Raw genomic sequence first — 13,892 nt, forward strand, 5'->3', positions numbered from 1 at the left:
CAAAAAACCCAACCTTGCGGTTGGGTTTTTCTAAATTTGGTCGGTGATAGAGGATTCGAACCTCCGACCCCTTCGTCCCGAACGAAGTGCGCTACCAGGCTGCGCCAATCACCGAATTGCGGGGCGCATCTTACTGCCGCGCACCCCAACCGTCAATCCCTTAATCAAAAAAAGCCATCCGATCGGCTGAAAAGCCAGCAACCTTACTTCCCTTCCGGGACGTGGCACCAGTTGTTGTTCTCATTAATGCCGCCATCAGGCGAGGTGTAGCCCAGGCAACCCATGATGGTGTCGTACAGCTCGACGTGGCGGCGCGGCACTTTCATGTCCGCCTGCTGCTTGAGGTGCTGGAATGAACGCTGATGTGCCGGGCTCTCCAGATATTTGTCAGACATCCACACCATCATCGGCACGCGGAACTGCTCCGGCGGCGCGATGTTGCGCGGCGTGCCGTGCAAATGCTCTTTCTCGTTGATGGATTCGCCGTGATCCGCCGCGTAAAACACAATCGCTTTCTTATCGCGCAACTGGTCGATCACTTTATCGATAAAGCTGTCGACGTAGAGCACCGTGTTATCAAACGCGTTGACCAGCTGCTGCTTGCTGCAAGCTTTGTCGATGCCCATGCATTCCGGCTGGAACTTCGCGTAATCGCGGGTATAGCGCTGAACGTAGTTATAATGCGACCCTTTGGTATGCAGGATAATCATATGCTTGCCGTTCGGGTGCCCAGCCAGAGAGTTTTGCATCTCGTTGACCAGCAGCATGTCGTCCACCTGCTTGCCGCGGTTACGCGGCTCCGCGCCAATCTGTTCACGGTAGGCGATGTTGTCCGCCATGGTGTTGCTGTAGAACCACAGCTCGCTCTGCATCGCCAGCACGTCGGCGCTAAAGCCCAGCTGTTTCAGCACGGCAAACACGTTCTGCTCTTTCAGGGTCCGCTGCGGATTGTCTTCCGCGCCGCCCTCACGCACAAACATACAGCGCAGCGAGAGCTTGGTGGCGGTGTCGCAGGAGTAACCCCGGAAAGCAACCAGATTCTTCTCTTTGGCGAGTTTCGGCGTGGTGTCGCGTTGGTAACCCAACATGCCCATATGATCCCAGCGCGTGGTTTCACCGATGATAAACACCATGTAAGTGTCATCAATATCCGCAGGGGCCTGATAGCTGTACTTCTTGGCCGGGTTGATCAGCGATTTGTTGTCGTTGGATTCATCCACCTGCGCCCAGGCATACAGCCCCAGCGCCGACAGCCAGTTAGACGGCAGATAGGAGTTCGCCACAACGCCGCCATAGCTCGGCATATCCACGCCAGAGCTGCGTTCAACGTTCTTCTGCTGCATATCCAGCAGGCGAATCGGTGCCCACACCAACAGGCCCGCCATAATCACCACCGCCGCACTGCGTAAACGAACGCCGCGCGTGGTGAGCTGTTTCCACAGCGTGTCGTCACAGCGGTTAAACCAAATCAGCCACAGCGGGACCGCGCTCACCAGCGCCATCCAGACGAAGAACCCCCAGCCGACCACCTCTTTGGACAAATCAATATCCGTGGTCATCACCGAGGCGATAATCCCGTAGCCAATCACCACATTCAGGAAGGTCATGTAGTAGCTGGCGCCGGACGAGAATAAAACAATCAATGTGGTCAGGACTTTCCATGCGCGCCGCCCTGACAGCGAAAGAATGCGCAACAGAAAAAAGGTGACTAATACCGTGCCGACCAGCTCCACGACGGCTGAAATTCCTTTTATGGCGGTAAAGTTTTGGGCGTATCCGTCAAAGCGACGGACAAAAACCGCGCAGTTTAAAAACAGGCCGATGTAAACCGCGATCAGAAAACTCAGTTTCTGATGCGTCATCGAATTCAGGTATTTCATGCAAAGCCCCTGGAACAGGTACAAAATTCTCTGACCCGTAACCGGGCGTCGAGTTCTAATAGCCAACAAAGCACCAGCAAAACGGGAAGATTCCTGGTGAGAGCGCGGCTAGTAGACCATAACGTTCAGTAAAAGTTGTGCGGAGTTAGCATTCAGGGACTGAATTTACAAATTAATGCTACTGAATTCTCATCTCCTGCCAAAAGCGTCTCCTTGTGGACAAGGGCCAGGCGAGGACGTAAAAAAGCCGCGCTTAAGTTCAGCGCGGCCTTGATAACCTTATGTAAATCAGGCGTGGGCGTGTTTAAGCATCTGACGCTGCGGCTGACGAATGGTCGTGGACAACGCCAGCGAGACAATCAGCAGCGCGAAGATCACGCAGAAGGTGACGTAGAAGCCGCCGAACAGCGAGGCGATGGCGGAACCGCAGATACTGCCGATACCGAACCCCAGATAAATCACACCGTAGTTTTTCGCCAGGTTGTTCAGACCGAAGAACTCGCTAACCAGCGACGGGTACACTGTGATGGTACCGCCAAAGTTAAAGGCCACACAGGCGATAGCGGCGAAGAAGGTCATTTCATTCAACGGCGCAAACAGCAGCGCGGCCATGCCGACCAGGGAAATCACCTGGCCGATGGTGATAACGCGGATCCGCGACATTTTGTCAGACAGAATGCCCAGCACCAGGCGGCCGCTAAGGTTGGCGATGGAAATCACCGTCACGGCGTTGGCGGCAGAGGCCACATCCAGATTCACCAGGTTTTGGGCGATATCTTTCGCCACACCAATCACATACAGACCGCTCATGCAGGCGGTCAGGAACATGGTCGCCAGCATCCAGTATTGCGGTTTACGCATGGATTCCGCGAGAGTGAAGTCATTGTTGGTGACGCCGTTCACCGACTGCACCGGTTGGTTCGGGGCATCGGTCATCAGCATCGCGCCGAATACCACCATCACCAGAGCGATTGCGCCCCAAATCATAAAGGTGTGTTCCAGGCCGACGCTGGCCAGCAGGTGGCTGTCGATAAATTTAAAACCGAGGCTGCCAAGACCGTAGGCACCGATAGACAGCGCGGAGATCAGTCCCTTACGCTCCGGGAACCACTTCACGCAGTTAGAGAGCGTCAGCAAATAGCCCGCGCCATCCGCCAGGCCGACCAGCACCCCGGCGCTCAGCCACAGCATCATCAGATTGTGGGAATGGGCGGTAAGGAAAAAACCCAGACCGAGCAGTAAGCCGGAGGCGATCGTCACGCGCCGCACGCCGAAACGCTCCTGCAATTTCCCGGCGACGGAAGACGAGAGCGCCAGGCCGAGGCTCAGCAGGCCGAAGGAAAACGCCACCTGGCTGATGGGCACATCCAGCTTTTCGGAGAGCGCGCTGTTAAACAAACTCCAGGTATAGACAGAACCCAGCGCAAACTGGGTCACGATAGTGCCGAAGAGGGTAAGCCAACGGGTACGGTTTTGTAGGGCGTTCATGGCAGTTATCTCATCCAGAAAGGGAAAGTTATCTGCCTGTAAGCCTAACGAAAGCCCTTCAAACCAGGGGGTGAAACGCCATGAAGTGCCGTGAGAACGGAATGAGCTGCCGCGAAGCGGGAATGAAATGCCTTGTATTCCATTCCCGCTTCGCTTTTGGAAAGCGGTGTTTACTCAGAACCGCGCATTAACGCCGAGGTTATAGGACGTCATATCCCCCGCCATAATCCCTTCGGACTGGGAGAACGACGCATAGGCCGCGAGATTTTTATTCAACGGCATATCGGCACCCACCGTGACGTCCATCCAGTTGCCATATTGATTTGCGGCAGGCACGGCATGCATACCCGACTGGGATTTCCAGACGTTTTCGCCGTACTGCTGGTTGTAACTCACCTGCGCCCACGGTCGCACATAGCCGAATGACGAATCAACGCGCCAGCCCAGGGAACTCACGCTGGCATGCCAGAGCCGGTCTGCGCCGCCTGAACGCGTCACGCTGTCGCCATATTCATTGAACATCGATGCGGTGCTGCCGTCCCAGTGCCATGAGGCAACCGGGCCGGTGGTCACGTTTTTATAAACCGGGATCGCCAGCCCTACTCCCAGCGTCGACGGCTGGGTGGTATAGCTATTCTGTGCTGAGGTTATCAGATTAAAACCCGACGAATAGGCCATATCCAGCGGCGCATTAAGGCGTTCCGCCAGAATATCGTTGTAATCGGGTTGGTGATCGCTGTCCCAGGTATAGCGCTCAAACGTATTACTTTCAGGGTCATCAACGCTATATTCTTGCTGCCAGGCGAAAGCACCTTGTGAATAAATACAACACGCAAAAATCGCCACACTGCTTAACGAGCGGCGGCCACTACCTATAGTTGTCATCATTATGCGACTCCAGAAAGAGCCAAAATCCGGCGTTTTTTATTTTTTTGCCTGAGTGAAGGCTGGTTACCCGAATAATTTGCGCAACTGTGGCTTGAATTACGAAGGGTATAGCCCTGAATTAACTATTGTCTTTTTCACTCAGACGTCAAGTAGGGTGATAACAAAAGAGGGATATTTTATGCAGCGTTGTGGATGGGTGACTCAGGACCCCCTGTATCTTGCGTATCACGATACCGAGTGGGGCATTGCGCAAACCGACAGCCAGAAACTGTTTGAGATGATCTGCCTGGAAGGACAACAGGCCGGGCTCTCGTGGATTACGGTGCTGAAGAAGCGCGAAAACTATCGTCGCTGCTTTCACCAGTTTGACCCTGCCGCCATCGCGCAGATGCAGGCCGCAGATGTCGACAGGTTGCTTCTGGACGCGGGGATAATTCGCCATCGCGGCAAAATTGAAGCCATTATTAACAACGCCAAAGCTTTTCTGGCGATGGAGGCCAACGGCGAACCCTTTTCTGCGTTCGTCTGGTCGTTTGTTGACCATATCCCACAGGTGACTCGCGCGGCCGCCATGAGCGAGATCCCCACCACCACGCCCGCCTCGGACGCGCTCTCCAAAGCGCTCAAAAAGCGCGGCTTTAAGTTTGTCGGTTCCACCATCTGCTACTCGTTTATGCAGGCCTGCGGGCTGGTGAATGACCATGTCACCGGCTGCATCTGCCACCCGGAGAATCAGACATGATCCGTGAATGCCAGCCTGCCGATCTGCCTGCGCTGCTGGATGTCTGGCTGGCGAGCACCACGGCGGCGCACCCGTTTATCGATCCGCTCTACTGGCAGCAAAGTTTGCCGTTGGTGCGCGACAGCTACCTACCCGACGCGCATACCTGGGTTTATCTTGAAGATGGGCAGTTGCTGGGGTTTATCAGCGTCATGAACGCGTCGTTTGTCGGCGCGCTGTTTGTCGCGCAGCACGCGGCGGGGCGCGGTATCGGCAGCGCGCTATTGAATGAAGCCAAGCGGCACTATGCCGCGTTAAGCCTTGAGGTGTACCAGAAAAACACCGTGGCGGTGAATTTTTACCACCGCCACGGTTTTGGTATTGAAGACAGCGCCTGGCAGGAAGAAACCCAACATCCGACCTGGATTATGCACTGGCAGGCGGATCAAACGCCGTCACGGTAAGCGCAGGCCCCTGATATTTCTCCACCCACGCCAGGGCTGTGTTTCCCGCGCAGCCGTTAGCCAGTTGGGAGGTGGGAATATCTTTGGTCAGCACGTTAACCGCGCCGTGCTTACACAAGCCGCCCGCCTGCTTATCCAGATCCGGCCACGCCCCTTCATGCAGGCAGATCACGCCAGGCTTAATCCCGTCGTCCACTACCGCGCCCGCCAGCACCTGCCCACGACCGTTCCACACCCGCACCACATCGCCATCTGCGATGCCACGTGAGCGCGCGTCGTCCGGGTGCAGCGTCAACGGCTCGCGACCGGCCACTGCATACTGCTCACGCAACCGCGCGTAGTTAAGCTGGCTGTGCAACCGGTGCGCGGGATGCGCAGAGAGAAGCTGCAACTGGCCCGGTTCGGCGTTGCCGTGCCATTCGTCCGGTGCCAGCCAGCTCGGATGCCCCGGACAGTCGGCGTAGCCGTAATCGGCAATGCGCTGAGAGAAGATCTCAATTTTACCGCTCGGGGTTTTTAACGGATTGGCCTGCGGATCGGCGCGAAACGCTGCAAAGCGAATGAATTCGGCGTTTTGCGGGCTTTCCGGCATTTCGATCAGTTGGTTCGCTTCCCAGAATGCCTCAAACGGCGGCAGCGTCACCTGCTGGGCCGCGCCGCGCTGCTGCGCCATGGCATAAAATTCGGCCAGCCATTGCAGCTCGCTTTTGCCTTCGCTGAACCGCACGCCGCCGCCCAGTTCCCAGCGCTCGCTCAGCTCGGCGAACACGTCGAAATCATTGCGGGCCTCATACTGCGGGGCCACCACCTGCTTCATCGGCACCAGATGCTGGTTGCTGTAATCGCCGGTCATGGTGAGATCGTTGCGTTCAAACGAGGTGGTGATGGGCAGCACGATATCGGCGTGTTTCGCCGCCGCTGTCCAGAAGCATTCGGAAATCACCACCAGCTCCGGCGTCTGCCAGGCTTTAATCAGGCGGTTGGTGTCCTGATGGTGGGTGAAGTTGCCGCCGCCCGCCCACCAGATCATGCGGATATCCGGGAAGCGCCGCGCTTCGCCGTTATGCTGATAAACCTCGCCGGGGCGCTCCAGCGCTTCCACAATGCGCGCCACCGGGATTTTCTCTACCGCGTCGGTGCCATTTTTCACCGACCCCTGCATCGAGCCGAGCACCGCTGCGCGGCGCGTCGGGTTGCCGCCGTTGGCGAAGTGATAAGAGAGGCCAAACCCGCCGCCCGGCGTGCCGATTTGCCCGAGCATTGCGGCCAGCGTTACCAGCATCCAGTGCTTCTGCTCACCGTATTGCTGGCGCTGCATTCCCCACCCCGACATCAGCATGGTGCGGCTCTGGCTGAACAACTGTGCCAGCTCGCGCAGCGTCTGCGCCGGTACGCCGCAAATCGGCGCGGCCCAGTCGGCGGTTTTCGCGACGCCGTCCTGCTCGCCCGCCAGGTAGGCCGCGAAGCGGTCAAACCCTTCGGTACAGCTATTCAGGAACGGCGCGTCGTGCCAGCCGTTTTCCAGCAGCGTATGGGCAATGCCCAGCATCATCGCCACGTCGGTGCCCATATGCGGGGCAATCCACTCCATACGGTCGCCAAAGAACTGCACGGTTTCTGAGCGCATCGGGTCAATGCAAATCAGCCGTTTGCCGCTGTTTTTCAGCGCTTCAAAATAGCCGATACCCTGTTCATCGCTGGCGTTCCAGGCGATTTTCAGCGTGTTGAGCGGGTTGGCGCTCCACATCACCACCACGTCGCTGTGTTCGAGGATCAGCGGCCAACTGGTTTGCTGCTGGTACACCTCATTACCACCCACCACGTAGGGCATGATCACCTGCGCGGCACCGGTAGAGTAATCCCCGAGATGGCCGGTATAGCCCCCCGCCAGGCTCATGTAGCGCTGCAACAGGGTCGCGGCTTTGTGCAACACGCCGTTAGAGCGCCAGCCGTAGGAGCCGGCGAAAATCGCCGACGGGCCCCAGGTTTCGCGGATGCGGTGATGCTGCGCGTCAATCAGCGCCAGCGCCTGGTCCCAGCTGATGCGCACATAGTCGTCATCGCCGCGCACGCCTTCAGGGCTTTGCGGGTTCGCCAGAAAGCCTTTACGCGCCATCGGATAGCGCACGCGAGTTTTGCTGTGCACCTGATCCGGCACAGCGGTTTGCAGCGAGTTGTGATGCGGCGTGTTAAGCGCGCTGCCGGAAGAAAGCACGGTTTGCCCGTCGGTTTCTACCCGCATCGGCCCCCAGTGGGCGGCGGTTAATATGGTTGTGGTTTGCGATGTAGTGGCCAAAGCAGCTCCTGGCGGTGTTTGCAGGTCAAAATCGGGGTTCTGACGACCCCATCGTTACTTTCGCTGACAAAATCAGACGACTTCCCAAAATTTTCTAACGATACACAGGTCATAATCAACCGCTACGCCCGGTTGTGGCAACGAAATAAATCATTGGGATTTGATAATGAAAAAACGCGTAATGGTTCTTGCGGCTGTGATCAGCGGCGCACTGGCAGTTTCTGGCTGTACCACTAATCCTTATACCGGCGAGCGTGAAGCCGGTAGCTCCGGCATCGGCGCGGGGATCGGCACGTTAGTCGGCGCAGGCGTCGGCGCACTCTCTTCCTCGAAAAAAGATCGCGGCAAAGGCGCGCTGATTGGCGCAGCGGCCGGTGCGGCCCTGGGCGGCGGCGTCGGGTATTACATGGACGTGCAGGAAGCTAAACTGCGCGACAAAATGCAGGGAACTGGCGTCAGCGTGACGCGAAATGGCGATAACATCGTGCTGAACATGCCGAATAACGTCACCTTCGACAGCAACCAGGCTAACCTGAAACCGGCGGGCGCAAACACCCTGACCGGCGTGGCAATGGTGCTGAAAGAGTACCCGAAAACCACCGTTAACGTACTCGGCTACACCGACAGCACTGGCGGCAGCGACCTGAATATGCGTCTGTCACAGCAGCGTGCGGATTCAGTCGCCAGCGCGTTAATCACCCAGGGCGTGGCGGCAAACCGCATCCAGACCCGCGGTATGGGCCCGGCGAACCCGATTGCCAGCAACGATACCGCAGAAGGGAAAGCGCAAAACCGCCGCGTAGAAATCACCCTGACTCCGATTCAGTAAACCGCTGCGCTGGCTGGCCCGGCGCAAAAAGTGTGATACTGTTGCCTCCCCCTTGCCTCCCTTCACGGGAGGCAAACAGGGATTGTCTGTAGCACAACGGCACAGGGGCAGCGATGACACGATCCACGGCGCGCGCAACCATCAGCGATGTAGCCAAAGCGGCGAAAACCGGTAAAACCAGCGTCTCACGTTACTTAAACGGCGAAAAGCACCTGCTTTCCGACGACTTGCTGGCGCGTATCGAACAGGCTATCGCCACTCTCGATTATCATCCCAGCCAGATGGCGCGAGGGCTTAAGCGTGGCCGCACCCGGCTTATCGGGCTGATTATCGCCGATATCACTAACCCCTATTCAGTGAATGTGCTCAGCGGCATTGAAGCCGCCTGCCGCGAAAAAGGCTTTACGCCGCTGGTCTGTAACACCAATAACGAAGTGGATCAGGAGCTGCACTACCTGGATTTGCTGCGCAGTTATCAGGTGGAAGGCATTGTGGTGAACGCTGTAGGGATGCGCGAAGAAGGGTTAAACCGTCTGCAACAATCCTCGCTGCCGATGGTGCTGATTGACCGTAAAATCCCGGATTTCGCCTGCGACGTGGTGGGATTAGACAACACCCAGGCCGCTACCACCGCAACCGAACACCTTATCGACCAGGGTTTTGAGGCGCTGCTGTTCCTGAGCGAACCGCTCGGCACCGTGAATACCCGCCGCGAGCGTTTACAGGCGTTTGAGCATACCGCCCAGCGCTACCCCGGCATTGTGGCGCAAAACGCTGAAATTCCGCTGCACGAAGCGGAAAAGCTCGATAACACGCTGCGCCAGTTTCACCAGACCTGGCGCGGGATGCGCAAAGCGGTGATTTCTGCCAACGGCGCACTGACGCTCCAGGTGGCCCGCTCCCTTAAGCGTATCGGCCTGCACTGGGGCAGCGATATCGGGCTGCTCGGTTTCGATGAGCTGGAATGGGCCGAACTGGCGGGCGTCGGCATTACCACCCTGAAACAGCCGACCTGGCAGATCGGTTACGCCGCGCTGGAGCAGGTGGTGCGCCGCATTGAAGGCACCAGCGACACCGTGCGCGAACAGGTTTTCTCCGGCGAGCTTATCGTTCGCGGCTCCACGTCTCGTTAATTTGCTTCGTGATGGCGATCATAAATTCGTCATGCCCGCCTTTTCTTTGGAACCGGTTCCATCTAGCGTATTCCTTATCGATGAAAAAAACGTCGCTGAGGAATAACCATGAAAAACGCGATTATTGTTGTCACCGCGGCCTACGGGAATTCACGCGTGACTGCCCTGGGCGGCCAGCAGGCGCTATTGCCGATTATTGCCGCTGCGGGTGCAGACGGCGTGGAAATCCGGCGGGAATTACTGTCTGAACCGGAACTGAATGCGCTCCCGACGCTTGCCGCCGCTATCGCGTCTCACCACCTCAAAGCCTGCTATTCCGCGCCCCAGGCGCTGTTTAATGACGATGGCACGCTTAATCCTAACCTCCCCGCCCTGCTGGAAGAGGCGCAGATCCTGAATTCATGCTGGCTGAAACTGTCGCTGGGCAATTTCCAGGCGAATCAGGCTGCCGAACCGTTGCGCGAGCTGCTGGCGGATTCGCCGGTCGCGCTGGTGGTGGAAAACGATCAAACCGTGTACGGCAAGCTCGCGCCGATGCTGCGCTTCCAGGCCGCCGTGTCGGTGATGAACCTGCCGGTCACGCTGACCTTTGATATGGCCAACTGGCTGTGGGTCGGCGAATCACCGGAAGCGGCTGCCAGCAAACTGGCCCCGCTGGTCAGCTATGTCCATGTCAAAGCCGCTGAATCCCGCCATGCCCGCTTCCATGCGGTGGCGCTGGATGATGCCGAGCCGCGTTGGCTGGCGCTGCTGGGCCAGCTACCGGGCGATGCGCCGCGTGGGATTGAATTCCCGCTGGAAGGCGACGATCTCACGGCGGTCACCCGTCATTACGTTAATTTGTTACGCGAGGTTTAAGCGATGTCTGACTCTCTGGATATCATCACCGTTGGCGAAGCCATGGCGATGTTTGTCGCCACCGAAACCGGCCCGCTGGAAAACGTCGAACACTTCATTAAGCGCGTCGCAGGCGCGGAGCTTAACGTAGCGACGGGCCTGGCCCGCCTCGGTTTCAACGTTGGCTGGGTCAGCCGCGTCGGCAACGATTCTCATGGCCGCTACGTTCTTGAATGCCTGAAACGTGAGGGCATCGATACCCGCGCCGTAACGATTGACGACCGCTATCCAACGGGTTTTCAACTGAAATCTAAAGCCGAAAATGGAACCGATCCCATTGTGGAATATTTTCGCAAGGGCTCCGCTGCCAGCCATCTATCGGTAGAAGACGCTGGCTATATCGGCTTTAACTCAGCGCGCCATTTGCACCTGAGCGGCGTGGCGGCCGCCTTGTCCGAAACGTCACTGGCGTTGCTAAACCATGCGGCTTCGCTGTTCCGCAACCAGGGCAAAACGATTTCTTTCGACCCCAACCTGCGCCCGGTGCTGTGGAAAAGCGAAGCGCAAATGGTGGAACAGCTCAACAAGCTGGCGTTCCAGGCCAACTGGGTACTGCCGGGCATCAAAGAAGGCGAAATTCTTACCGGCTATCGCCAGCCCGACGCGATTGCCGACTTTTATCTCGACCACGGCGTACAGTGCGTGGCGATCAAAACCGGCGCGGATGGCGCCTGGTTCAAAACGGCTCAGGGTGAGCAAGGGAGCGTGGACGCCTGCCGCGTTGAGCAGGTGGTGGACACCGTTGGCGCGGGAGACGGCTTTGCCGTCGGCGTGATCAGCGGCTTGCTGGATGGACTCTCGATTCGCGACGCGGTACGCCGGGGTAACACCATCGGCGCAATGGCGATTCAGGTGCAGGGGGACAGCGAAGGCTTACCTGGCCGCGCCGAACTGGCCGAACGCGAACCGACGCTGTGTGCATAAATCATTTATCGGCCTTTTACCCTACGACTACAGAGAGATGCTTATGAAAAGCCCAACGAATGCGCCAAAGCGCTGGCTGTATATCATGCCCATCATATTTATCACCTACAGCCTGGCCTATCTTGATCGCGCCAACTTCAGCTTTGCGTCTGCGGCTGGCATTAACGAGGATCTCGGCATCACCAAAGGCGTGTCATCGCTGCTGGGTGCGCTGTTTTTCCTCGGCTATTTCTTCTTCCAGATCCCCGGCGCGATGTACGCCCAACGCCGCAGCGTGCGCAAACTGATTTTCATCTGCCTGATCTTATGGGGCGGCTGCGCGTCGTTGACCGGGATGGTCAGCAATATTCCGATGCTGGCGGCAATCCGCTTTATCCTCGGGGTGGTGGAAGCGGCGGTGATGCCGGCGATGCTGATTTACATCAGTAATTGGTTCACCAAATCGGAACGCTCACGTGCCAATACCTTCCTGATCCTCGGTAACCCGGTGACGGTGCTGTGGATGTCAGTGGTCTCCGGCTACCTGATTCAGGCGTTCGGCTGGCGTGAAATGTTCATCATCGAAGGGGTCCCGGCAATTATCTGGGCCTTCTGCTGGTGGGTGCTGGTGAAAGACAAACCGAACCAGGTGAACTGGTTGGCGGAGAGCGAAAAAGCCGCCTTGCAGGCGCAGCTGGAAGAAGAACAAAAAGGCATTAAACCGGTACGCAATTACAGCGAAGCCTTCCGCTCGCGCAACGTAGTGTTGCTGTGTATGCAGTATTTCGCCTGGAGCATCGGCGTTTACGGCTTCGTACTGTGGCTGCCGTCGATTATCCGCAACGGCAGTGAAAACATGGGCATGGTGGAGGTGGGCTGGCTCTCTTCCGTACCGTATTTGGCCGCCACTATCGCGATGATCCTGGTTTCCTGGGCGTCAGACAAAATGCAGAACCGTAAACTGTTCGTCTGGCCGCTGCTGCTAATTGGCGCGTTCGCCTTTATCGGCTCCTGGGCGGTTGGCGCAAACAACTTCTGGCTTTCCTACACCCTGCTGGTGATCGCCGGGGCCGCGATGTACGCACCGTATGGCCCGTTCTTCGCGATTATCCCGGAAATGCTGCCGAAAAACGTGGCGGGCGGCGCAATGGCGCTGATCAACAGTATGGGCGCGCTGGGGTCGTTCGTCGGCTCGTGGTTTGTGGGCTATCTCAACGGCGCAACCGGCAGCCCATCCGCTTCCTACATTTTTATGGGTGTGGCGCTTTTCGCCTCGGTGTGGCTTACTCTGATTGTTAAGCCTGCTAATCATCAAAAACTTCCGGCAGGCGCACGCCATGCTTAAAGGCAACGGGCGGTGACAGGCCGCCCGTTTTGCCATCACATCCGACACGTTCCACGGAGAGAGTGAATGAAGCCGTCTGTAATTCTCTATAAGTCCTTACCCGATGACCTGCTAACCCGCCTGCAAAGCCACTTTGAGGTGACTGAACTCGACAGCATCAATGCGGAAAGCCAGGCGAAGCATGCTGAACTGTTCGCTAACGCGGTGGGCCTGCTGGGCTCCAGCCAGAACGTCGATGCCGCCCTGCTGGAAAAGATGCCGCAACTGCGCGCCGCCTCAACCATTTCGGTGGGCTACGACAACTTTGACGTCGACGCGTTAACCGCCCGCAAAGTGGCGCTGATGCACACCCCGACCGTTCTGACTGAAACCGTGGCTGATACCATGATGACGCTGGTATTAGCGACCGCGCGCCGCGCGGTGGAAGTGGCGGAGCGCGTTAAGAAAGGCGAATGGCAGAAAAGCATCGGACCAGACTGGTTTGGCATTGATGTGCACCATAAAACTATGGGCATTATCGGCATGGGCCGCATTGGCCTGGCGCTGGCGCAGCGCGCGCACTTCGGGTTTTCTATGCCGATTCTGTACAACGCGCGCCGTCATCACAGCGAAGCCGAAGAGCGTTTTAACGCCCGCTACTGCGATATCGACACCCTGCTGGCGGAGTCTGATTTCGTTTGCCTGGTGCTGCCGTTGACCGATGAAACGCATCATCTGATCGGCGAGAAGCAGTTCAAAGCCATGAAATCTTCCGCCGTGTTTATCAACGCCGGTCGTGGCCCGGTGGTGGATGAACAAGCCCTGATCGCGGCGCTGAAAGCCGGCGAGATCCACGCCGCAGGCCTGGACGTGTTCGAACAGGAACCGCTGCCTGTGGAGTCCGAGTTGCTGACGCTGCCGAACGTGGTGGCGCTACCGCATATCGGTTCCGCCACCCATGAAACCCGCTATAACATGGCGGCCTGCGCAGTGGATAACCTGATCGACGCGTTAAATGGCAAGGTCGAAAAGAACTGCGTTAACCCGCAGGTGCTTAACGGCTAATCGT

At 57.6% G+C, this 13,892-nt stretch carries 12 protein-coding genes and 1 tRNA gene; 8 read left to right on the top strand and 5 right to left on the bottom strand.

All coding sequences use genetic code 11. From position 1 onward, the window contains the following. Window positions 1-37: 37 nt before the first annotated feature. The 4 genes from RT120_RS13155 to RT120_RS13170 all read right to left on the bottom strand — a co-directional run bounded on the left by RT120_RS13155 (window position 38) and on the right by RT120_RS13170 (window position 4,253). Window positions 38-114: transfer RNA gene (locus RT120_RS13155), tRNA-Pro, on the bottom strand. Between the two features lie 89 nt (window positions 115-203). Further along, entirely contained in the window at window positions 204-1,880 is a 1,677-nt protein-coding gene (eptB, locus tag RT120_RS13160; protein ID WP_312983134.1) for a kdo(2)-lipid A phosphoethanolamine 7''-transferase, read from the bottom strand. Window positions 1,881-2,168: 288 nt separating this feature from the next. Next, entirely contained in the window at window positions 2,169-3,368 is a 1,200-nt protein-coding gene (locus RT120_RS13165; protein WP_312983135.1) for an MFS transporter, read from the bottom strand. A 174-nt stretch (window positions 3,369-3,542) separates the two neighbouring features. Beyond that, the gene (locus RT120_RS13170; RefSeq protein ID WP_312983195.1) at window positions 3,543-4,253 is read right to left on the bottom strand and encodes an autotransporter domain-containing protein; all 711 of its coding nucleotides are present in this window, start codon (window positions 4,251-4,253) and stop codon (window positions 3,543-3,545) included. Between the two features lie 181 nt (window positions 4,254-4,434). Between RT120_RS13170 and tag the strand changes: the two genes are divergently transcribed. Both tag and RT120_RS13180 read left to right on the top strand, forming a co-directional pair. Further along, a complete protein-coding gene (tag, locus tag RT120_RS13175; protein ID WP_312983136.1) occupies window positions 4,435-4,998 on the top strand; it encodes a DNA-3-methyladenine glycosylase I in 564 nt (187 codons plus the stop codon). After that, complete coding sequence (locus RT120_RS13180) at window positions 4,995-5,441, top strand: N-acetyltransferase (RefSeq protein ID WP_312983137.1); 447 nt, start codon at window positions 4,995-4,997, stop codon at window positions 5,439-5,441. Before tag ends, RT120_RS13180 begins: the two co-directional genes overlap by 4 nt. On the opposite strand, the gene RT120_RS13185 is transcribed toward RT120_RS13180, so the two are convergent. Next, window positions 5,404-7,737 (bottom strand): molybdopterin guanine dinucleotide-containing S/N-oxide reductase, encoded by a 2,334-nt coding sequence (locus tag RT120_RS13185; protein WP_312983138.1) that lies wholly within the window; start codon window positions 7,735-7,737, stop codon window positions 5,404-5,406. The genes RT120_RS13180 and RT120_RS13185 overlap by 38 nt on opposite strands. Before the next feature lie 166 nt (window positions 7,738-7,903). On the opposite strand from RT120_RS13185, the gene RT120_RS13190 reads away from it, so the two are divergent. The 6 genes from RT120_RS13190 (at window position 7,904) to ghrB (ending at window position 13,888) form a co-directional block, all read left to right on the top strand. Next, window positions 7,904-8,566 (top strand): OmpA family lipoprotein, encoded by a 663-nt coding sequence (locus RT120_RS13190; protein ID WP_312983139.1) that lies wholly within the window; start codon window positions 7,904-7,906, stop codon window positions 8,564-8,566. A gap of 113 nt (window positions 8,567-8,679) precedes the next feature. Continuing rightward, window positions 8,680-9,699: a LacI family DNA-binding transcriptional regulator gene (locus RT120_RS13195; RefSeq protein WP_312983141.1), complete on the top strand. Its 1,020-nt coding sequence runs from the start codon at window positions 8,680-8,682 to the stop codon at window positions 9,697-9,699. 108 nt (window positions 9,700-9,807) lie between these two features. Next, the gene (locus RT120_RS13200) at window positions 9,808-10,557 is read left to right on the top strand and encodes a sugar phosphate isomerase/epimerase (protein ID WP_312983143.1); all 750 of its coding nucleotides are present in this window, start codon (window positions 9,808-9,810) and stop codon (window positions 10,555-10,557) included. 3 nt (window positions 10,558-10,560) lie between these two features. Further along, entirely contained in the window at window positions 10,561-11,520 is a 960-nt protein-coding gene (locus RT120_RS13205) for a sugar kinase (protein WP_312983145.1), read from the top strand. 43 nt (window positions 11,521-11,563) lie between these two features. Next, complete coding sequence (locus RT120_RS13210) at window positions 11,564-12,844, top strand: MFS transporter (protein ID WP_312983147.1); 1,281 nt, start codon at window positions 11,564-11,566, stop codon at window positions 12,842-12,844. A gap of 66 nt (window positions 12,845-12,910) precedes the next feature. After that, window positions 12,911-13,888, top strand: coding sequence for a glyoxylate/hydroxypyruvate reductase GhrB (ghrB, locus tag RT120_RS13215; RefSeq protein ID WP_312983149.1), 978 nt, complete (start codon window positions 12,911-12,913; stop codon window positions 13,886-13,888). Window positions 13,889-13,892 lie beyond the last annotated feature (4 nt).

The organism is Atlantibacter sp. (assembly GCF_032062175.1).
Classification (GTDB): domain Bacteria; phylum Pseudomonadota; class Gammaproteobacteria; order Enterobacterales; family Enterobacteriaceae; genus Atlantibacter.